Source organism: Pseudoduganella chitinolytica, assembly GCF_029028125.1.
Lineage (GTDB): Bacteria > Pseudomonadota > Gammaproteobacteria > Burkholderiales > Burkholderiaceae_D > Rugamonas > Rugamonas chitinolytica.
Window position 1 is genome coordinate 6042595 of record NZ_CP119083.1, and the last position, 17998, is coordinate 6060592.

17 protein-coding genes are annotated in these 17998 nt (G+C 67.4%); 14 read left to right on the forward strand and 3 right to left on the reverse strand.

The window, feature by feature from the left end:
• Nucleotides 1-66: 66 nt before the first annotated feature.
• The gene (locus tag PX653_RS26775; RefSeq protein ID WP_277415671.1) at nt 67-297 is read right to left on the reverse strand and encodes a DUF6139 family protein; all 231 of its coding nucleotides are present in this window, start codon (nt 295-297) and stop codon (nt 67-69) included.
• A 258-nt stretch (nt 298-555) separates the two neighbouring features.
• Between PX653_RS26775 and PX653_RS26780 the strand changes: the two genes are divergently transcribed.
• The 14 genes from PX653_RS26780 (at nt 556) to PX653_RS26850 (ending at nt 15632) form a co-directional block, all read left to right on the forward strand.
• On the forward strand, nt 556-1839 hold the full coding sequence (locus PX653_RS26780; protein WP_277415672.1) for an O-antigen ligase family protein: 1284 nt from the start codon (nt 556-558) through the stop codon (nt 1837-1839).
• A gap of 7 nt (nt 1840-1846) precedes the next feature.
• Nucleotides 1847-3973 (forward strand): lipopolysaccharide heptosyltransferase II, encoded by a 2127-nt coding sequence (gene waaF, locus PX653_RS28270; protein ID WP_307730885.1) that lies wholly within the window; start codon nt 1847-1849, stop codon nt 3971-3973.
• 42 nt (nt 3974-4015) lie between these two features.
• Nucleotides 4016-5653, forward strand: coding sequence for a sensor domain-containing diguanylate cyclase (locus PX653_RS28440; protein WP_443094346.1), 1638 nt, complete (start codon nt 4016-4018; stop codon nt 5651-5653).
• Nucleotides 5654-5802: 149 nt separating this feature from the next.
• Nucleotides 5803-6336, forward strand: a complete 534-nt coding sequence (locus PX653_RS26800) for an FxDxF family PEP-CTERM protein (protein WP_277415673.1) — start codon at nt 5803-5805, stop codon at nt 6334-6336.
• Nucleotides 6337-6547: 211 nt separating this feature from the next.
• Nucleotides 6548-7054, forward strand: coding sequence for an outer membrane beta-barrel protein (locus PX653_RS26805; protein ID WP_277415674.1), 507 nt, complete (start codon nt 6548-6550; stop codon nt 7052-7054).
• A 424-nt stretch (nt 7055-7478) separates the two neighbouring features.
• A complete protein-coding gene (locus PX653_RS26810) occupies nt 7479-7622 on the forward strand; it encodes a hypothetical protein (protein WP_277415675.1) in 144 nt (47 codons plus the stop codon).
• Nucleotides 7622-8014 carry an FxDxF family PEP-CTERM protein gene (locus PX653_RS26815; protein WP_277418663.1) on the forward strand — a complete coding sequence of 131 codons (393 nt, stop codon included), beginning with the start codon at nt 7622-7624 and terminating at the stop codon, nt 8012-8014. The genes PX653_RS26810 and PX653_RS26815 overlap by 1 nt, the downstream gene beginning before the upstream one ends.
• Before the next feature lie 165 nt (nt 8015-8179).
• Complete coding sequence (locus PX653_RS26820; RefSeq protein ID WP_277415676.1) at nt 8180-8533, forward strand: hypothetical protein; 354 nt, start codon at nt 8180-8182, stop codon at nt 8531-8533.
• 96 nt (nt 8534-8629) lie between these two features.
• Complete coding sequence (locus PX653_RS26825; protein ID WP_277415677.1) at nt 8630-9868, forward strand: TolC family protein; 1239 nt, start codon at nt 8630-8632, stop codon at nt 9866-9868.
• Nucleotides 9865-10437, forward strand: a complete 573-nt coding sequence (locus tag PX653_RS26830; protein WP_277415678.1) for a hypothetical protein — start codon at nt 9865-9867, stop codon at nt 10435-10437. Before PX653_RS26825 ends, PX653_RS26830 begins: the two co-directional genes overlap by 4 nt.
• The gene (locus PX653_RS26835) at nt 10434-11561 is read left to right on the forward strand and encodes an efflux RND transporter periplasmic adaptor subunit (RefSeq protein WP_277415679.1); all 1128 of its coding nucleotides are present in this window, start codon (nt 10434-10436) and stop codon (nt 11559-11561) included. Before PX653_RS26830 ends, PX653_RS26835 begins: the two co-directional genes overlap by 4 nt.
• 3 nt (nt 11562-11564) lie before the next feature.
• Nucleotides 11565-14660, forward strand: coding sequence for an efflux RND transporter permease subunit (locus PX653_RS26840; protein ID WP_277415680.1), 3096 nt, complete (start codon nt 11565-11567; stop codon nt 14658-14660).
• A gap of 84 nt (nt 14661-14744) precedes the next feature.
• Nucleotides 14745-15119 carry a hypothetical protein gene (locus PX653_RS26845; RefSeq protein ID WP_277415681.1) on the forward strand — a complete coding sequence of 125 codons (375 nt, stop codon included), beginning with the start codon at nt 14745-14747 and terminating at the stop codon, nt 15117-15119.
• 108 nt (nt 15120-15227) lie between these two features.
• Complete coding sequence (locus PX653_RS26850; protein ID WP_277415682.1) at nt 15228-15632, forward strand: hypothetical protein; 405 nt, start codon at nt 15228-15230, stop codon at nt 15630-15632.
• Nucleotides 15633-15709: 77 nt separating this feature from the next.
• On the opposite strand, the gene rng is transcribed toward PX653_RS26850, so the two are convergent.
• Both rng and PX653_RS26860 read right to left on the reverse strand, forming a co-directional pair.
• Nucleotides 15710-17173, reverse strand: a complete 1464-nt coding sequence (gene rng, locus PX653_RS26855) for a ribonuclease G (RefSeq protein ID WP_277415683.1) — start codon at nt 17171-17173, stop codon at nt 15710-15712.
• Nucleotides 17170-17790, reverse strand: a complete 621-nt coding sequence (locus PX653_RS26860) for a Maf family protein (protein ID WP_277415684.1) — start codon at nt 17788-17790, stop codon at nt 17170-17172. The genes rng and PX653_RS26860 overlap by 4 nt, the downstream gene beginning before the upstream one ends.
• Nucleotides 17791-17998 lie beyond the last annotated feature (208 nt).

The window sequence follows — 17998 nt, forward strand, 5'->3', positions numbered from 1 at the left end:
GGGGTAATTCTTGACATAGCGGCATTAGCGTCTGTCCCGGGTTTCTGAACAGACCGCCGAACGTTCTTACATGTCCTTCAGGCCCGTGATGGCGTAACCCTTGCTGCCGATCTGCTGCGGCAGCTGCTCGATATGGAAGTCGGGCAGGGCGTCGGCGCCGTCATCGACTTCCAGTGCTTTCGCGGCCGGCTCCCAGTCGGTATTGATGGCTTCCTGCGGGATGGGCTTGCCTTCCGGCACGGCCAGGTAGGAAAAAATGCCGTCGTGTTCAGGTCGTCGGTAAATGTCCAGGCGCATCGCAATTCTCCTTGTGGTTCATGAGTTGCCAGCTTGACAGCAGCGGAACATCTGCTCAGTTCGTTACCTCACACGCGGCCCGCCGCTGCCTCGTTTCCGTCGATTCTACCCCGCGGCCGCGCCGGGCGCCGTTCCGGATGGGTGGCCCCGCTCGCCTTGCATGGCCTGCGCCGTTCGTCCCTCCGCGTCGGTTCGTCCCTTATAATCAGCGCTTTATGTCAGCCCGCTACCGCTGCCAAACTCTCATCGATGAAAACCATGATCGCCCCCAAGGCTGTGGAACGTACCGCCGATTCGCCACCCCCCCGCGCTGCCCATTCAGCCCGTGAGCTGTTCGCCAACGGCTTGCTGTTCCTGCTGCCGGCACTGGTGCTGACGACGCGCGACAGCATGACGGTGATCCAGGCGATCATGCTGGTGGCCGTGCTGGCGGCGGGCCGCGCGCGCTGGGGCACCGTCTGGCGCCTGCACGGCCAGGCGGTGCGCTGGATCGGCTTCGGGTTCGCCGGTTACTTCCTCGTTTCGCTGCTGCGGCTGATCGTTTTCGAGCAGCCCTGGCGCACGTTGGACGGACCGTTCCGCCTGCTGCTTGCGCTCAGCTGTATTGCCTTCGTCTGCCTGTATCGGCCGCGCCAGCGCTGGTTCTGGCTGGGGATGTGCGTGGGCTCCATCGGCGCCGGGATCGTCGCCTTGTACGAGTGGATCGCATTCGGCGTGGACCGCGTCGAGGGCTTTACGCACCACGCGATCACGTTCGGTGACCTGGCCGTGGCGATGGGCGTGATGTCGCTGTGCTCACTGTCGGAATGGCGCGGCAGCCGCTGGTCCTGGCTGCCCGTGGTGGCGCTCGTCTGCGGCCTTGCCGCGTCGGTGCTGTCGGGTTCGCGCGGCGGCTGGGTCGGCCTATTGCTGGTGGTGCCGCCGCTGTTGCATTACGGCAGCGCTGTGCATGGCCGCCGCATCGTCTATGCCGTGCTCGCCGTACTGGCATTGTGCGTGGTAGCGTATTTCGTGCCGGCCACCAGCATCGAGCGCCGTACCATGGATGCGGTGCGGGAAGTGCAGCGCTGGTTTGCCGTCGACGACGCCACCACGCACGTGGGCGTGCGCCTGGAATTGTGGAAGGCATCGTGGATGATGATCTCGGAGCACCCGTGGCTGGGCGTAGGGCGCGACAACTTCTTTACGGCCCTGAATGCGCTGCATGCCGAAGGCCGGCTGCAGGCATCGCCCGCGCTGGTCTACAGCAGCAGCCATAACGACCTGATCCACACATTGGCCACTGGCGGCGTGCTCGACTTCAGCCTGCTGATGGTGATGTACCTGGGACCGCTGCTGTTCTTCCTGCGCGTGCTGGCCCAGCCGGGCGGCGAGGGCCGTACGGCCGCGCTGGCCGGCATGAGCCTGGTCGTGTGCTATTTCGGCTTCGGCCAGACCGAAGTCATGTTCTGGCTGATGATGCCCAAGATCTTCTACGGCATGATGGTGTGCGTGCTGGCAGGCATGTGCTTGACGGCAAATCCTACTGTTCTCAAGCGTTAGCAATCCCGTGAAGCATATCCTGATCTGTCGTACCGACAATATCGGCGACGTCGTCCTGACCTTGCCGATGGCCGGCTACCTGCGCCGGTTGTATCCCGACTGCCGCATCGACCTGCTGTGCCGCGGCTACGTGGCGCCGCTGATGGCCCACTGCGTCCACTTCGACCGGGTCGTCACGCTGGAGTCGATCGGCGATGCGCGCACGTTCTTTGCCGCCAGCGGCGTCGACACGGTGATCTTCGCCTATCCGGACCGCCGCCTGGCCGCTGCCGCCTGGCGCGCCGGCCTGCCCCACCGGGTCGGCACCAGCCATCGCGCCTATCACCTGCTGTATTGCAACCGGCTGGCCCGCTTCAGCCGCGTCAATTCGCCGCTGCACGAGGCCCAGCTGAACTTTGCGCTGCTGCGTCCGCTCGGCATCGACTTCGTGCCCGGCTTGCCCGAGCTGCCGGCGCTGTACGGCCTGGAGGCCCCGGCGCTGGCCGAAACCAGTGCGGAGGTGCAGGCGCTGGCCGCACGGGCGCCGTACAACCTGATCCTGCATGCCAAGTCGAACGGCAACGGCCGCGAATGGCCGCTGGCACACTACACGGCACTGGCGCGGCGCCTGCAGGCGCGGCCTGATATCCGGCTGTGGGTGACGGGCAGCGCGGCCGAAGGCGAACTGCTGGCGCGCGAGGCGCCGGCGCTGCTGGCGCTGCCGAACGTGGACAACCTGTGCGGCCGCGTCGACCTGCCGGGCCTGGGCGCGCTGATCGGCGTTGCCAACGGCCTGCTGGCCAGCGGCACGGGACCGTTGCACGTGGCGGCCGCGCTGGGCCGTCCCACCCTGGGGCTGTTCCCGGAGCGTAAGCCGATCGACGCGGGCCGCTGGGGCGCGCTGGGCGTGCGGGCGCGCTCGCTGAGTGCGCGCGGCAGTTGCCCGGGCTGCGCCAGCGCCGCCACCTGCACCTGCATGGCGGCCATCGGGCCGGAGCAGGTCGAGACGATCCTGCTGTCGTGGTGCGCGCTGGACGGCGCCGCCGTCGCCGCCGCCAGCGCGGACGTGTTGGCCGCGCCAGCGTCTTCCGGCCCGCGTACCCTGGTGATTTCGCCGAACTGGATCGGCGACGCCGTGATGGCGCAGCCGCTGCTGCAGCGGCTGCAGGCGCGGTATCCGGGACGTCCCATCGACGTGCTGGCACCGCCCTCGGTCGCACCCGCATGGCAGCAGATGCGCGAAGTGGCCGAAGTGCTGCAGACGCCGTTCCGCCACGGCGCGCTGCAGCTGCGCGAACGCTGGCGCTATGCGCGCCTGCTGAAGGCGCGGGGGTATGCCGAAGCCTACGTGCTGCCCAATACGCTGAAGTATGCGTTGATCCCCTGGCTGGCGGGCATCGCGCGCCGGGTCGGCTACAAGGGCGAGTCGCGCTATGGCCTGATCAACGTGATGCACCATGACGACGTGCCGCCGCGGCCGATGGTGCCGTTCTACGCGGCCCTGGCCGATGCGCCGGAGGCGCCGCTGCGCGCGGACGTGCCGCGCCCGGCACTGCAGGTGACGGCGGCGCAGATGGCCTCGGCCGCCGCCAGGGCAGGGTTGGGGACGGACCGGCCGCTGGTCGTGTTCGCGCCCGGTGCCGAGTTCGGGCCTGCCAAACGCTGGCCGCCGGGCCACTTCGCCGCGCTGGCGGAGCAGGTCGTCGCGCAGCTGCCGCAGGCGCAGGTGGCGCTGCTCGGCTCGCCCAAGGATCGCCCCGTGTGCGACGAGATCGTGGCTGCCGTGGCGGGCACTGCCGCCGCGGAGGCCGTCTTCAACCTGGCCGGCGCCACCACCCTGGCCGAGGCGATCGCGCTGATCGGTCGCTGCGCGGCCATCGTCAGCAACGACTCCGGCCTGCTGCACGTGGCCTCCAGCCTGGATCGCCCCGTGGTGGCGATCTATGGCCCGACCGACCCGGACCACGCGCCGCCGTTCGCCAGCGTGGCGCGCTCGCTGTCGTTGCGGCTCGATTGCGCGCCGTGCCGCCAGCGCGAATGCCCGCTGGGCCACCACGCCTGCATGCGCGGCATCGACGCCGGCATGGTGTGGCAGGCCTTGCAGCCGATGCTGGGTGGCAGCCGGACCGTGGCAACGGACGGGTTTGCGGTATAGTCGGCAGCCACCGCGGGGGCTTCCCGCTTTCACAGCGCCCCTATGCTGAAGCGACTTCCGATCACATTCTGGGCCACCGTTTTCGTGACCCTCGTCTGCGTGTCGCTGGTCGGCCTGGACTTCTGGCGCAGCTGGAACGCGCGCGCCGTGCTGCTGGAACAGACCGAGCGCTCGGCCACCAACCTGGCGCGCGCCATGAGCCAGCATGCCGACGACACCATCAAGTCGGCCGACACGAGCCTGAAGGACCTCGAGGAGCGCATCGAGACGGACGGCATGGGGCCCGACCGGCTGGCGCGCCTGCACCGCGTGATGCAGGAGCAGGTGCGCGCGTTGCCGCAGCTCGATGGCCTGTATGCCTACGATGCCGGCGGCCGCTGGATCGTCAACGCGCTGCCGGCCTTCGACCCGCGCGCCAGCAACGCCGACCGCGAATACTTCCGCTTCCATCGCGAGAATGCCGACAAGGGCCCGCACATCGGGCTGCCCGTGATCAGCCGCTCCAGCGGCAAGTGGGTCATCCCCGTGTCGCGCCGCATCGACCTGGCGGACGGCCGCTTCGGCGGCGTGGTACTGGCCACGATCGACATCGACTATTTCCGCCGCTTCTATGCCAGTTTCGACATCGGCACCAACGGCGCCGTGGCACTGCTGTCCAATCGCGGCGTGATGCTGGTGCGCCGGCCGTTCCGGGCGCAGGGGATCGGCACCAGCATCGTCGATACGCCGCTGTACCGCGCCTATTCCGGCACGGGGACGACGGGCATCGGCATGTTCCGTTCGACGCAGGACGGCGAGCTGCGCCTGAACAGCTACCGGCCGCTGCAGCACTATCCGCTGTTCGTCACGGCCGCGCTGTCGAAGGAGGACGCGCTGGCGCACTGGCGTCGCGACACGTTGCTGCATTCGCTGGGCGTGCTGCTGCTGGCGGGCTTGCTGGCCCTGTTCGGCCAGCGCCTGATCGGCCAGATGCGGCGCCGCCTGGAGGTCGAGCGCGAGCTGCGCGATGCCCGCGATGCGCTCGCCGGCCTGAACGCGACGCTGGAGAAAATGGCGCTGCAGGACGGCCTGACAGGACTGGCAAACCGGCGCCAGCTCGACGTCTCGCTGGGCAATGAGTTCAGCCGAGCGGTGCGCCAGGGTTCATCGCTGGCGCTGGCGCTGATCGACGTCGACCATTTCCAAGCGCTTCAACGACCGCTACGGCCACGGAGCCGGCGACGAGTGCCTGCGTGCCGTCAGCCGCGCCGTTCGCAAGCAGACGCCGAAACGGGCCGGCGACCTGGCGGCCCGCTATGGCGGCGAGGAGCTGGCCATCCTGCTGCCCAACACGGACCGGGCGGGCGCCTGGGCGGTTGCCGAGCGCATGCGCGATGCCGTCGAGTCCCTGCAGATCGCACACGAGGACAGCCCGGCGGGAATCGTCACCATCAGCGCCGGCGTGGCCGCGCTGGTACCGCGCCGAGGGCTGGACAGTGCGGCAACGCTGCTCGACGCTGCCGATCGGGCGCTGTACGCGGCCAAGCTCGCCGGCCGCAACCAGGTCGCACCGGACGTTTCACCGCCACGAACCGCACCATTAAGCGAACCTTAAATACAATATCGGCAAATTCCCGTGTACTTGTAAGCCTGCTCCTACGCCGTCTCTCGTGGATAAAAATTCAACTTCCAACCCCTTGATTTTGTTGAGCGTATGCTCTGCCATAAAGTTGCGTTTTTCGTAACGCCAACTTGTAAGAACATGTAATGACGTCATTTCTGCTGAGTTTTAGCTTGCTACCTTATCGTTCCCGGAGGCCCAAACTGTATTGAACAACAAGGAGTCTGGCATGACGAATACCAAGAAATTTGTTGCTTCACTAACGCTTGCCTGTGCAGCGCTAGCATCGCCGACGGCCTTTGCCGCCGACATTTCCAATCCACCCGCGGTCATCGAGTTGGCAGAAGGCGCCGGCTTCTTCGGCCGCCTGATCACCGGCAGCGCCTCCGGCGATACCTTTGCCGACCACTACACGTTCAGCGCCGGCGCCGGCAGTGCCATCGTCGCCGACCTGTTCTCTTACAGCGGCAGCCCCAGCGATGGCATCGACATCACCGGCATCGACTTGTACACCGCGACCGGCACCCTGGTCAGCAGCGGTACCGCCATCACGTCCGATGGCATCGAGCAGTGGCAACTGGCGAGCAGCGGCCTGGCTGCCGACAATTACTATGTGCAGGTCAGCGGCAGCATGAGGTCGGGCACGCCGGCCGTCTATTCGGCCAGCCTGGCCGTGACGCCGGTACCTGAGCCCGCTACCTATGGGATGATGCTGGGCGGCCTCGCATTGGTTGGCGTGCTGGCCCGTCGGCGCAGGCTGTAAGCACTCGTCTTCGCGCTTGCCCGACTGTCGCAGCGTGCCCGGCCGCCGGGGCGGGGCCGGCGCAAGCGCACTTGCCGCCATACCGAATGATTAAGTAGTTGTCGCTATTGTACGATCTTTATCCTTCCAGTATAATTTCCGGTCAGCAATTCGTGTAATGTCTTTTATTCGACTTGCGATAAGAAAAAAATCACCACTGATCGGAAAAATAATGTTGAAGAAATTCGCTGCTGCCGCAGCACTGGCTTTCGTTGCCTCCTCCGCTTTCGCTGCCGCTCCTGTCGCCTTCTATGGCGGCGTGGACCTGGGCGCCACCAACATCGACGACGTTGCTTACGTCGACGGCAATAAAGTCAGCGTCGGCGCCTTCGTCGGCTACGGTTTCAACCAGAACTTCGCCGTCGAAGTAGGCTACCGCCAACTGGGCAAGTGGGACATCGCCGGTTTCGCCGACCTGAAAGCCAAGCAAACCCACGTGTCCGTACTGGGCTTCCTGCCGCTGAACCCACAAACCGACGTGTACGCCCGCCTGGGCTACAACAAGGTGAAGGCTGAACTGTCCTACTTCGGCGAAGAGCTGGGCGAAGACGAAGACCGCGCCCTGATCGGCCTGGGCCTGAACTACTCCTTCAACACGCAGCTGTCGGGCCGCGTCGAAGTGCAGAAGCCAGCCAGCAACGTCACCAACGTGCACGCTGCCCTGGTCTGGAAGTTCTGATCGGTTCGTGACGCACTTGCCGGCCCGCGCAAGCGGCCCCGGCAGCTCTACGAAAGCACCTGTCCGCTTGCGGACCAGGTGCTTTTTACATGATAGTTATTCTTGAAACTGTTTGTAGATAGCATATCCGCGCATGCGTCAAGGGCATAACCTTATATGTTCCTTATAGTCGTCATTCAACGACGTGTAAATAACTCGCGTCTTTATGTAGGATTGCACCTACATCAAAGATAATGACGAGTTTGTTATAAATAAGTCGCTGATTCTTTAGTGATTTTTCGATAGAATTTCCGTTGGAATCTTTATATTACGTGAAGTCAACATGTAATAACCTGTAATGCAACATTTTTTGCATTGATCATTTTTGTTACCTTGAGCACTCCTCAGCGGCCCCAACCGTATGAATCGAATCTAGGAGCAATGAATGATCAAGACCAAGAAATTTGCATCCGCGCTGGCACTGGCCTGCGCTGCGCTGGCGAGCCAGGCAGCAATGGCTGAAGACATCAGCAATCCGATCGAAGCCATTGAAATCACCGAAGGCGCGCCGGCTTCTTCGGCCGCCTGATCACGGGCAACCACGCTGCCGACACGTTCACCGACCAGTACAGCTTCGACCTGGCTGCCGGCTCGTCCGTCTCCGCCGACCTGTTCTCGTACAGCGGCAACGCGAAGAACGGCCTGGACATCACCGGCTTCGGCCTGTACAGCTCGGACGGCACGCTGGTGCTGGCCGGTACGCAACTGGAAACGGGCAAGACCGACCAGTGGCACCTGCAGACCACCGGCCTGTCGGGCACTGGCTATTACCTGCAAGTCGAAGGCACGGTGCTGTCGCGCGCTGCCGGCAGCTACAGCGCTTCGCTGGCCGTCACGCCAGTCCCTGAACCAGCGACCTACGGCATGATGCTGGGCGGCTTGGCGCTGGTCGGCGTCATGGCACGTCGCCGCAAGCAGTAAGCAGTCACTCGCGCTTGCGGCCCGGAGATCACTTTCCCCGCTGAGGAGCGGGGTCGCAAGCGCGAGCCCTTGTCATACCTTCTGCAATCGTGCCGTCGAACGCAGCCGGCACGGGCCGCGACGGGAAATGCGCTGTTATAATGGCCGCTCCCAAGGATCCACACCGTGCGCCACCTGCTCTGTCTCCTGTTGATGCTGTGCCTGCCGCTGCAAAGCTTCGCGCTGCAGTGGGAGCATGTGCTGGCCGGCGACATCACGCTGGCCCACGAGGTCGAGCATGACGAGCACGTCCAGCATCACCACGATGCCGATGGCACCGTCCACTACGACAACTCCGAGGATTCGGCGCACCACGTCCAGGACCATTCCTGCACGCCGCAGCCGGCCGCCATGCCGCTCCCGCTGCCTGCCTTGGTGGTACCGGAACCCGTTGGCTTTCTCCGTCCGGCAGGAACTGCGGCGCCGCCCGATCCCTTGCTGGATTGCCCTCACCGTCCACCTTCCCGCGCCCTCGGCTGAGCTGCCGGGGGAACCGCCGCACAACTGAACCTGCACGGGCTGCCCCGTGCCGTGCGCGTACCCATGGCGATGATCTAACTCACCCTTGGAGTACCCATGCGTACCTTACGCTTCGCCTTTTCCGTGGCGACAGCGGCGTGCGTGCTGGCGCCGTTGGCGCATGCGCACGATAGCCCCGCTGCAGTTGCCACGACCCTGCATGCACTGGTCGATGCCGCCTGGCAGCGCGTGCCGCTGGCCAGCACGCTCGCCGCGCGCCGGCAGGAAACCGGCGCCGCGCGCGACCTCGCCGCGTCGTGGCTGGCCAGCGCACCCACCCTTGGCGTGTCCGACCGCTCGGACCGCTGGACGGACGGGCGCGGCCAGCGCGAGACCGAACTGTCGCTGTCAGCGCCGCTCGTGCTGCCGGCCCAGCACGGCGCCCGGCAGCGGCTTGCCGCCCGTGCCGATGACGAACTGGATGCCCAACTGGCGCAGGCACGCCTGGACGTTGCCGGCGAAGTGCGCGCCCGCCTTTGGGAAGCCGAGCTGGCACGTGCCGTGCTGGCCGAGCAGGAAGACCACGTCACGCACCTGGAAGAGCTGGCGGCGGACGTCGAACAGCGCGTCAAGGCAGGAGAGCTGGCCCGCAGCGACGCGCTGCTGGCCAGGCAGGAAGTGCTGGCGGCCGTCGGTGCACGGGTCGCGGCCCGCGACCGCGCCGGTGCCGCGCTGGCGCGGTTCCGGCTGCTGACCGGCGCCACCGCCTTGCCCGACCTTGCGCCCGAGCCACTGCCCGGCACGGTCGTGCAAACGGTCCCGGCGACGGTCCACCCCCGGCTGCTGGCCGCCCAGGCGGCCCAGGCGCGCGCGCAGGCAACCGTTGCCGTGGCGTCGGCCAACCGGCATGCCGGACCCACGCTTGGCGTGGCCACGCGCCGCGAGCGTGACGGCGGCGTGCCCGGGGTCGAGCGCAGCATCGGCGTTTCGCTGCAGATTCCGCTGTCCGGCCAGTTGCGCAACCGGCCGGCCGAAGCGCTGGCGGGCACCCAGCTGGCGACCGCGTCGGCCGAGCTGGCGCAGGCGCAGGCAGCCGTCGAGATCGACCTGGCGCTCGCGCGGGAACGGCTGGCCAATGCCCGTGCCGCGCTCGACGCCGCCGCCGAGCGTGCCGCGGCGCTGCGCGAACATACGGCGCTGTTCCGGCAAGCCTACGAGCTGGGCGAAAAGCCGCTGGCCGACCTGCTGCGCTCGCGCGCGCTGACCCATGAAGCCGAAGTGGCGCTGCGCCAGAAACGCATCGCGCTGGCGCAGGCCCACTCCCAACTGAATCAAGCATCAGGAATCGTTCCATGAAAACCCTGCAGTTCTCTTTATCGACCGCACTGCTTGCCGTGCTGTTCTGCATGGCCCCGGCGGCCCACGCCGCGCCGGGTGCCCACGGTCCCAATGGCGAACACCTCGACGGACCCGCCGCCGCGCCTGCCACCGGCGGCGCGCCCCGCGTGGAAACGTTCAGCGAGCTGTTCGAAGTGGTCGGCCACCTGTCCGGTGGCGAACTGTCGGTGCTGGTCGACCGCTACGACACCAATGAACCCGTCCTCGGCGGTACGCTTGAAGTGGAGTACAAGCATATGAAGGCGCGGGCGAAGTTCCACGCCGATGTCGGCGACTACGCGATCGACGACCCGGCAATGCTGCGGGCGCTCGCGGTGCCCGGCAAGCACGCGCTGCTGTTTACCTTCACGGCGGGCGACGACAGCGACCTGCTGGAAGGCACGCTGGACGTGCCGGCCACCGCGCCCGTCGCCCACGGCCATGGCGAGCGCCGCTGGTGGTGGCTGGCGCTGCTGCCGGCGATCGGGCTTCCTGCCGCGCTGCTGGCCCGTTCGCGCCGGCGCGCCGCGACGGAGGTGCAGGCATGAACCCGCACTGCTATGTTGTCACCAGGTTAGCCCTGTGCGCCGTCGCCATCAGCCTGCTCGCACCCGTGCACGCGTCACCCGGTGCGCATGGCCCCAACGGCGAACACCTGGATGGCCAGGCCACGGCCAGTGTGGGGGCCCTGGCGCGCCTGCCGGACGGCAGCGTGAACGTGCCCAAGCTGGCGCAGCGCCGCATGGCGATCCGCACGGTCAAGGTGGCGCAAGGCGTCCATCCGCGCACGGTCGAATTGAACGGCCGTGTCGCCATCGACCCGAACGCGGGCGGGCGCGTGCAGGCGCCGTTCGCGGGCCGCATCGAAGCCGGACCGCGCGGCTTGCCGTTGCCGGGGCAGGCGGTGCGCAAGGGGCAGGTGCTGGCCCGGCTCGTGCCGGTCGCCAGTCCGATCGAGCGGGGCAACCAGGAAGCCACGCTGGCGGACTTGCACGCGCTGCGTGGCGCGGCCGAGCGCCGCGTGCAGCGGCTGCAGGCGCTGGAGGGCACCGTGCCGGCGAAGGAGATCGACGCGGCCCGTGCCGAACTGGCGAGCATCGTCGGCCGCGCCAAGGCCGTCGCGGGCTCGGTGCGCGGCAGCGAAGCGATCGTGTCGCCTGCCGATGGCGTGATCGCCAGCGCGCAGGTGCTGGCCGGCCAGGTCGTCGACGCACGCGACGTGCTGTTCGAGATCGTCGACCCGGCCCGCCTGCTGGTCGAGGCCAGCACGCCCGACGTCACGCTGGCCGCGCAGGTCGCGACGGCGACCTTGCCCGCCGCGCCTGCCGCGAAACTGCAGCTGGTCGGCGGCGGCCGGGCGTTGCGCGACGGCGCGCTGCCGCTCAGCTTCCGCGCCAGCGGCCCCGCATTGCCGCTGGCGGTGGGCCAGCCGGTGGCCGTGCTGGCCACGCTGAAGTCGACCGTGTCCGGCATCGCGCTGCCCGCCGAGGCGCTGGTGCGCAATCCCGCCAACGAAACGGTGGTGTGGATCAAGTCGGGCGCGATGCGTTTCATCGCCCAGCCCGTGCAGGCCCGGCCGCTCGACGCCCACACGATCGTCGTCACGCACGGACTCTCCGCCGAAAACCGCGTGGTCGTCGCGGGCGCGGCCCTGATCAACCAGATCCGCTAAGCCATGTTCAACGCAATCGTCCGATTCAGCCTGAACAACCGGCTGCTGGTGCTGGCGGCCGCCGTGCTGTTGATGGTGTACGGCGCCATCACGGCGCAGCGCACGCCGGTCGACGTGTTTCCCAGCCTCGACAAGCCGGTCGTCACCGTGCTGACGGAGGCGGGCGGCATGGCGCCCGAGGAAGTCGAACAACTGGTGTCGTTCCCGCTGGAGACGGGCCTGAACGGCATGCCCGGCGTGACGCGGGTGCGTTCCATGTCCGGCGTCGGCCTGTCCATCGTCTACGCCGAATTCGACTGGGGCACCGACGTCTACCGCAATCGCCAGCTCGTCTCCGAACGGCTGGCACTGGTGCGCGAGCAGCTGCCTGCCGGGGTCAATCCGGTCTTGGGGCCGGTCTCGTCCATCATGGGCGAAATCATGCTGGTCGCACTGCCGATCGACCTGGCCAGGACCGATCCGATGAAGGCACGCGAGTATGCCGACTTCGTGCTGCGTCCGCGCCTGCTGTCGATTCCCGGCGTGTCGCAGGTCATCCCGATCGGCGGCGAGGTGCGCCAGTTGCGCGTCGAACCCGACAGTGCCCGCATGGCGCAATTCGGCATCACGCTTGGCCAGGTCACGGCCGCGCTGCAGGGCTTCGCGGCCAACACGAGCGGCGGCTTCGTCGACCTGAACAACCGCGAATACCTGATCCGCAACCTGGGTCGCACCACGCGCCTGGAAGACGCGCGCGGGCTGCCCGTGGCCTACCGCAACGGCCTGCCCGTGCTGCTCGAGCAGGTCGCCCAGGTGCGCTACGCGGCCGCGTTCAAGCGCGGCGACGCCGGCATGAACGGCCGGCCCGCCGTCATCGTCAGCGTGCAGAAGCAGCCGGCCGGTGACACAGTGCAGCTGACGCGCCAGATCGAGACGGCGCTGGCGGAGCTGCGCCAGGGCCTGCCCGCCGGCCTGGCCGCGCCCGTGGTGCTGTTCCGCCAGGCCGACTTCATCGAAGCGTCGATCGGCAACGTGGCCGAGGCTCTGCGCGACGGCGCCGTCCTGGTGGCCGTCGTGCTGTTCGCTTTCTTGCTGAGCGCCCGCAGCACCGTCATCTCGCTGGTGGCCATTCCGCTGTCGCTGGCCGTCACCGCGCTGGCGTTCCACCTGCTGGGACAGTCTATCAACGTGATGACGCTGGGGGGCCTGGCGATCGCGATCGGCGAGCTGGTGGACGATGCGGTGGTGGACGTCGAGAACATCCTGCGCCGCCTGCGCCAACGGCCCGCCGACGTCTCCGTGCTGGAGACGATCTGGCGCGCGTCCGTCGAGGTCCGTTCCGGCATCGTGTATGCGACGGTGATCGTGGTGCTCGTGTTCGTGCCGCTGTTCGCGCTGCCCGGCATCGAGGGCCGCCTGTTCGCACCGTTGGGGATCGCGTATATCGCGTCGATCCTGGCCTCGATGCTGGTGTCGATGACGGTGACGCCCGTGCTGGCGATGCTGCTGCTGCCGCGCATGAAGCGCTTGCGCCATGGCGACAGCCCGCTGGTGCGCTGGCTCAAAAGGCACGACGAACGGCTGCTGCACTGGTCGCTGCCGCGCACGCGCGGCGTGCTGGCCGTGGCGCTGGTCGCCGTGCTGGCCGCCGCCGCATCCGTGCCGTTCTTCCCGCGCGCGTTCCTGCCGGCCTTCAACGAAGGCTCGCTGGTGATGGGCATGACGTTCACGCCCGGCACGTCGCTGGCCGAGGCCAACCGCATGGGCGCGCTGGCCGAGACGCTGGTCGCCCAGGTGCCGGAGGTGGTCAAGGTCGGCCGGCGCACGGGCCGCGCCGAACTGGACGAACATGCCGAAGGCGTGCATTCGTCCGAGATCGACGTCGACGTGCGGCCATCCGAGCGTTCGCGCGAGGACGTGATGGCGGCGATCCGCGCGCAGTTGTCCGTCATCCCGGCCGCCGTCGCGATCGGCCAGCCCATCTCGCACCGGCTCGACCACCTGCTGTCGGGCGTGCGGGCCCAGCTGGCGCTGAAGATCTATGGCGACGACCTCGACACGTTGCGCGGCCTGGCCGAAACCCTGCGCACGCGGCTGGCCGCGACGCCGGGGCTGGTCGACCTGTCGGTGGAACGGCAGGTACTGATCCCGCAGATCAAGGTCAGGGTCGACTACCGCAAGGCGGCACAAGCGGGCGTGTCGGGCGGCCAGGTGCTGGCCGCCATCGAGGCCATGGCCGAAGGCACCAAGGTGACGCAGGTGATCGATGGTGCCCGCCGCTACGACCTGGTGGTGCGGCTGCCGGACGGGCAGCGCACCCCCCAGGACCTGGCACGCCTGATGCTCGACACGCCGGCCGGGCGCCTGCCGCTGGCGGCGCTGGCCACCGTCGAGGAGGGCGACGGCCCGAACCAGATCGGCCGCGAGAACGGCCGCCGCCGCATCGTCGTGTATGCCAATACCGATGGCACGAGCATGTCGCGCATCGTCGGCGAGGTGCGCCGCGCGGTTGCGGCCACGCCGCTGCCGGGCGGCTATTTCATCAGCATCGAAGGGCAGTTCCAGGCCCAGGAACAGGCGCAGCGGCTGATCGCCGGCCTGTCCTTGGCTTCGCTGGCGCTGGTGTTCCTGGTGCTGTACACCCGCTACCGGTCGGCGGTGCTGGCCGCCGTGATCATGGCCAATATCCCGTTCGCGCTGGTAGGCAGCGTGGTGGCGATGTGGCTGGCCGGCGTGTCGCTGTCGGTCGCGTCGATGGTCGGGTTCATCACGCTGGCCGGCATCGCCAGCCGCAACGGCATCCTGAAGGTCAGCCACTACATCAACCTGTGCAAGTTCGAGGGCGAGACGTTCGGCTGGCCCATGATCGTGCGCGGCTCGCTGGAGCGCCTGACACCCGTGCTGATGACGGCCCTCGTGGCCGCGTGCGCGCTGGTGCCGCTGCTGCTTGCGGCCGATGCCCCCGGCAAGGAGATCCTGCATCCGGTGGCGGTCGTCATCTTCGGTGGCCTGGTCAGTTCCACCTTGCTCGATACGCTGCTGACGCCCCTGATCTTCCGGCTGGTGGGCGAAAAAGCGCTGGCGGGTGTGCTGGCGCGGGCCGGGGAGGACAGTTTCTAAAAGCAAAGGGTCCGGCGCCGGCGCCCGGTATCGTCCGAAGGCCGCGCAACACTCGCATCACTCTTGAATGGAATGGAGCACACAATGAAGAAAATCGCCGCAATGATCGCACTGGGGCTGGCATGCGCCGCCAGCGTACCCGCCACCGCGCACGAGAGCGCGGCCAAGCATGGTGGCATCGTCAAAAGCGCGGGCGACCTCTCGTTCGAGCTGGTCAACAAGGACGGCAAGACGACGATCTACGTGGAGGACCACGACGCGACCGTGCCGACGGCCGGCGCCAGCGGCACGCTGACGGTGCTGAAAGGCGCGCAGAAGTCGGAGACGGCGCTGGCGGCAGGTCCCGGCAATACGCTGGTGGCAAAGGACGCGGTCCGGCTGGAAGCGGGCAACAAGGTCGTCGCCCGCATCGCGTTGCCGAATAAGGCGGCCGTGAGCGTGCGGTTCGCGATCAAGTAACCGGGACGCAGGTATTCATGGTCGCCGGGCCGCCGCGCTGCCGGGCGGCGGCGCGCAACGGCGGCTGTGACACCAGGCCAGCACCGGCCGCCTTCGGCGTGGTGCCCGATGAGCAGCATGACCGTGCAGCTGGACGCAACCTTGCTGCTGGCGGCGGGCTACGCGGAAGGCTTTACGCAATATGCGCGGGGCGGGGCGCGGCTGACCGTTGGGCCGACGTGGTGGCCCGGACACTACGACCCTGTCGAGGATGCGATCAGCGGCGTCGCCGGCCAATACTGGGGGACGACTTATCCAGGCGAACTGAGTCTGGCCCGGACGCTGAGCGTCACGCTCGTCAACGACAGTGCCACCGAATGGAAGGACGGTTCGATCACTTTCGCTCTCGGCGGCGAGGCCGACATCACGAGCGCCGTGCCCGAAGCGCAGACCTGGCAATTGCTGGCCGCCGGCCTCGTCGTGTTGCCGGCCTGGGCGCGCCGCCGCAGCGCACGGCAGGCCGCGCAGTCCTGACGGAACCTGGCGCGTTGCGCGCGAGCGCGACGTGCCTGACACAGGCCGTTGACCACGACGTCAACGGCAGCGTCGCTTCACATCAGGATCACGTCGTAGTGCTCCTGGTGGTACGAGTTCTCCACTTGCAGCGAAATCTTCTTGCCGATGAAGTCGCCCAGCATCGCCAGGTGCTGCGATTCCTCTTCCAGGAACAGGTCCACCACTTCCTGCGAGGCGAGGATGCGGAATTCGCGCGGGTTGAACTGCTTGGCTTCGCGCAGCAGTTCACGCAGGATCTCGTAGCAGACCGTGCGCGAGGTTTTTACTTGCCCCTTGCCGGCACAGGCGGGGCAGGGCTCGCACAGGATGTGCGCCAGCGATTCGCGGGTGCGCTTGCGCGTCATCTCGACGAGGCCCAGCGCCGAGAAGCCGCTGACGGAGACCTTGGTGCGGTCGCGCGCCAGCGCCTTCTTCAGTTCCGCCAGCACGTTGCCGCGGTGCTCGGCGTTCTCCATGTCGATGAAGTCGAGGATGATGATGCCGCCCAGGTTGCGCAGGCGCAGCTGGCGCGCGATCGCATGCGCCGCCTCCAGGTTGGTCTTGAAGATCGTGTCGGCGAAATTGCGTCCGCCCACGTAGCCGCCCGTGTTGACGTCGATCGTCGTCATCGCCTCGGTCTGGTCGACGATCAGGTAGCCGCCCGATTTCAAGTCGACGCGGCGGCCCAGCGCGCGCTGGATCTCTTCCTCCACGCCGTACAGGTCGAACAGCGGGCGCTCGCCCGTGTAGTGCTGCAGCCGGGGCAGCACGCTGGGCGTGTAGACCTTGCCGAACTCCGTCAGGCTGAGGAAGTTCTCGCGCGAGTCGACCTGGATCGTCGCGGTCTCGTCGTGCACGAAGTCGCGCAGCACGCGCTGGGCCAGGCTCAGGTCCTGGTGCAGCAGGCTGGTGGGTGGGCGCGTGCGGGCGCCGTGCGTGATGGCGGCCCATGTCTTGCGCAGGTATTCGATGTCGGCCTGCAGGTCGGTGTCGCTGGCATCTTCCGCCTGCGTGCGCACGATGTAGCCGCCTTTCTCTTCCTTCGGCAGCAGGCCCTGCATGCGCGCGCGCAGGGCTTCGCGCTCGGCTTCCTTCTCGATCTTCTGCGAGATGCCGATGTGCGAGTCCTGCGGCAGGTACACCAGCATGCGCCCGGCGATGGAAATCTGCGTGGACAGACGCGCGCCCTTCGTGCCGATGGGGTCCTTGATGACCTGCACCGTCAGCACCTGGCCGTCGAACAGCAGCTTCTCGATCGGCGTGGGCACCGCGTTCTGGCCGTCGTGCGGCCGCGCTTCCCAGATGTCGGCCACGTGCAGGAACGCGGCGCGTTCCAGGCCGATGTCGATAAAGGCCGACTGCATGCCGGGCAGCACGCGCACCACCTTGCCGGAGTAGACGTTGCCGGCCAGCCCGCGCGTCAGCGTGCGCTCGATGTGCAGCTCCTGCACTGCGCCCTGCAGCACCAGCGCGACGCGCGTCTCCTGCGGCGTGATGTTGATGAGGATGTCTTCGTTCATGGCAGCTTCAGGCCGGCCTGGCGCAGCAGGTCGGCCGTTTCGAACAGCGGCAGGCCCATGATGCCCGAGTGGCTGCCTTCGATGCGCTCGATGAAGATCGAGGCCAGGCCCTGGATGCCATAGCCGCCGGCCTTGTCGTACGGTTCCGTCGTCGCGCAGTACGCCTGGATCGCGGCCGGCGTCAGCTTGGCGAAGCGCACGTCGGACACTTGCGTGACGCTGCCCTCGAAATCGTAGGTACGGACCGCAACGGAGGTCAGCACCTGGTGCGTGCGGCCGGACAGCTGGTGCAGCATCGCCTCCGCCTCTTCCTTGCCCGTCGGCTTGCCCAGGATCTGGCCATCGACGGCGACGGTGGTGTCGGCCGACAGGATCGGACGCGGCTTCAGGTGGCGCCGGCGCACGAGCTCGAACGCGAAGCCGGCCTTCTCATTGGCCACCCGCGTCACGTAGTCGAACGCGGGCTCGTCGGCGTTGACCTCTTCCGTGACGTCGGCGCCGCGCGGGCCTTCGCTGCGCAGCAGCAGCAGTTCGAAATCGACGCCGATCTGGCGCAACAGCTCGCGCCGCCGTGGGCTCTTCGAAGCAAGGTAGATTTTTCGTTCGACCGGTTTCATCGTTCTTGTTGTGTCGTTATTTTGGTTAATCGCAGGATATCGAAACGATACCAGCTATGCCGGGCGAGCGACAGGGGAGGACAGGAGCAGCTGGACCACAAATAAACCGGGGACCAAATTGGGGACAGCCTCCGATTTCAAGAAATTGGGGACAGCCTCCAGAAATTGGGGACAGCCTCCGATTGCCCGGCAATGTCGCCGAAGAATC

Coding starts and splice junctions, on each gene's coding strand:
- PX653_RS26775 (WP_277415671.1), bottom strand. CDS start 297: ATGCGCCTGGACATTTACCGACGACCTGAACACGACGGCATTTTTTCC.
- PX653_RS26780 (WP_277415672.1), top strand. CDS start 556: ATGATCGCCCCCAAGGCTGTGGAACGTACCGCCGATTCGCCACCCCCC.
- PX653_RS28440 (WP_443094346.1), top strand. CDS start 4,016: ATGCTGAAGCGACTTCCGATCACATTCTGGGCCACCGTTTTCGTGACC.
- PX653_RS26800 (WP_277415673.1), top strand. CDS start 5,803: ATGACGAATACCAAGAAATTTGTTGCTTCACTAACGCTTGCCTGTGCA.
- PX653_RS26805 (WP_277415674.1), top strand. CDS start 6,548: ATGTTGAAGAAATTCGCTGCTGCCGCAGCACTGGCTTTCGTTGCCTCC.
- PX653_RS26810 (WP_277415675.1), top strand. CDS start 7,479: ATGATCAAGACCAAGAAATTTGCATCCGCGCTGGCACTGGCCTGCGCT.
- PX653_RS26825 (WP_277415677.1), top strand. CDS start 8,630: ATGCGTACCTTACGCTTCGCCTTTTCCGTGGCGACAGCGGCGTGCGTG.
- PX653_RS26830 (WP_277415678.1), top strand. CDS start 9,865: ATGAAAACCCTGCAGTTCTCTTTATCGACCGCACTGCTTGCCGTGCTG.
- PX653_RS26835 (WP_277415679.1), top strand. CDS start 10,434: ATGAACCCGCACTGCTATGTTGTCACCAGGTTAGCCCTGTGCGCCGTC.
- PX653_RS26840 (WP_277415680.1), top strand. CDS start 11,565: ATGTTCAACGCAATCGTCCGATTCAGCCTGAACAACCGGCTGCTGGTG.
- PX653_RS26845 (WP_277415681.1), top strand. CDS start 14,745: ATGAAGAAAATCGCCGCAATGATCGCACTGGGGCTGGCATGCGCCGCC.
- PX653_RS26850 (WP_277415682.1), top strand. CDS start 15,228: ATGAGCAGCATGACCGTGCAGCTGGACGCAACCTTGCTGCTGGCGGCG.
- rng (WP_277415683.1), bottom strand. CDS start 17,173: ATGAACGAAGACATCCTCATCAACATCACGCCGCAGGAGACGCGCGTC.
- PX653_RS26860 (WP_277415684.1), bottom strand. CDS start 17,790: ATGAAACCGGTCGAACGAAAAATCTACCTTGCTTCGAAGAGCCCACGG.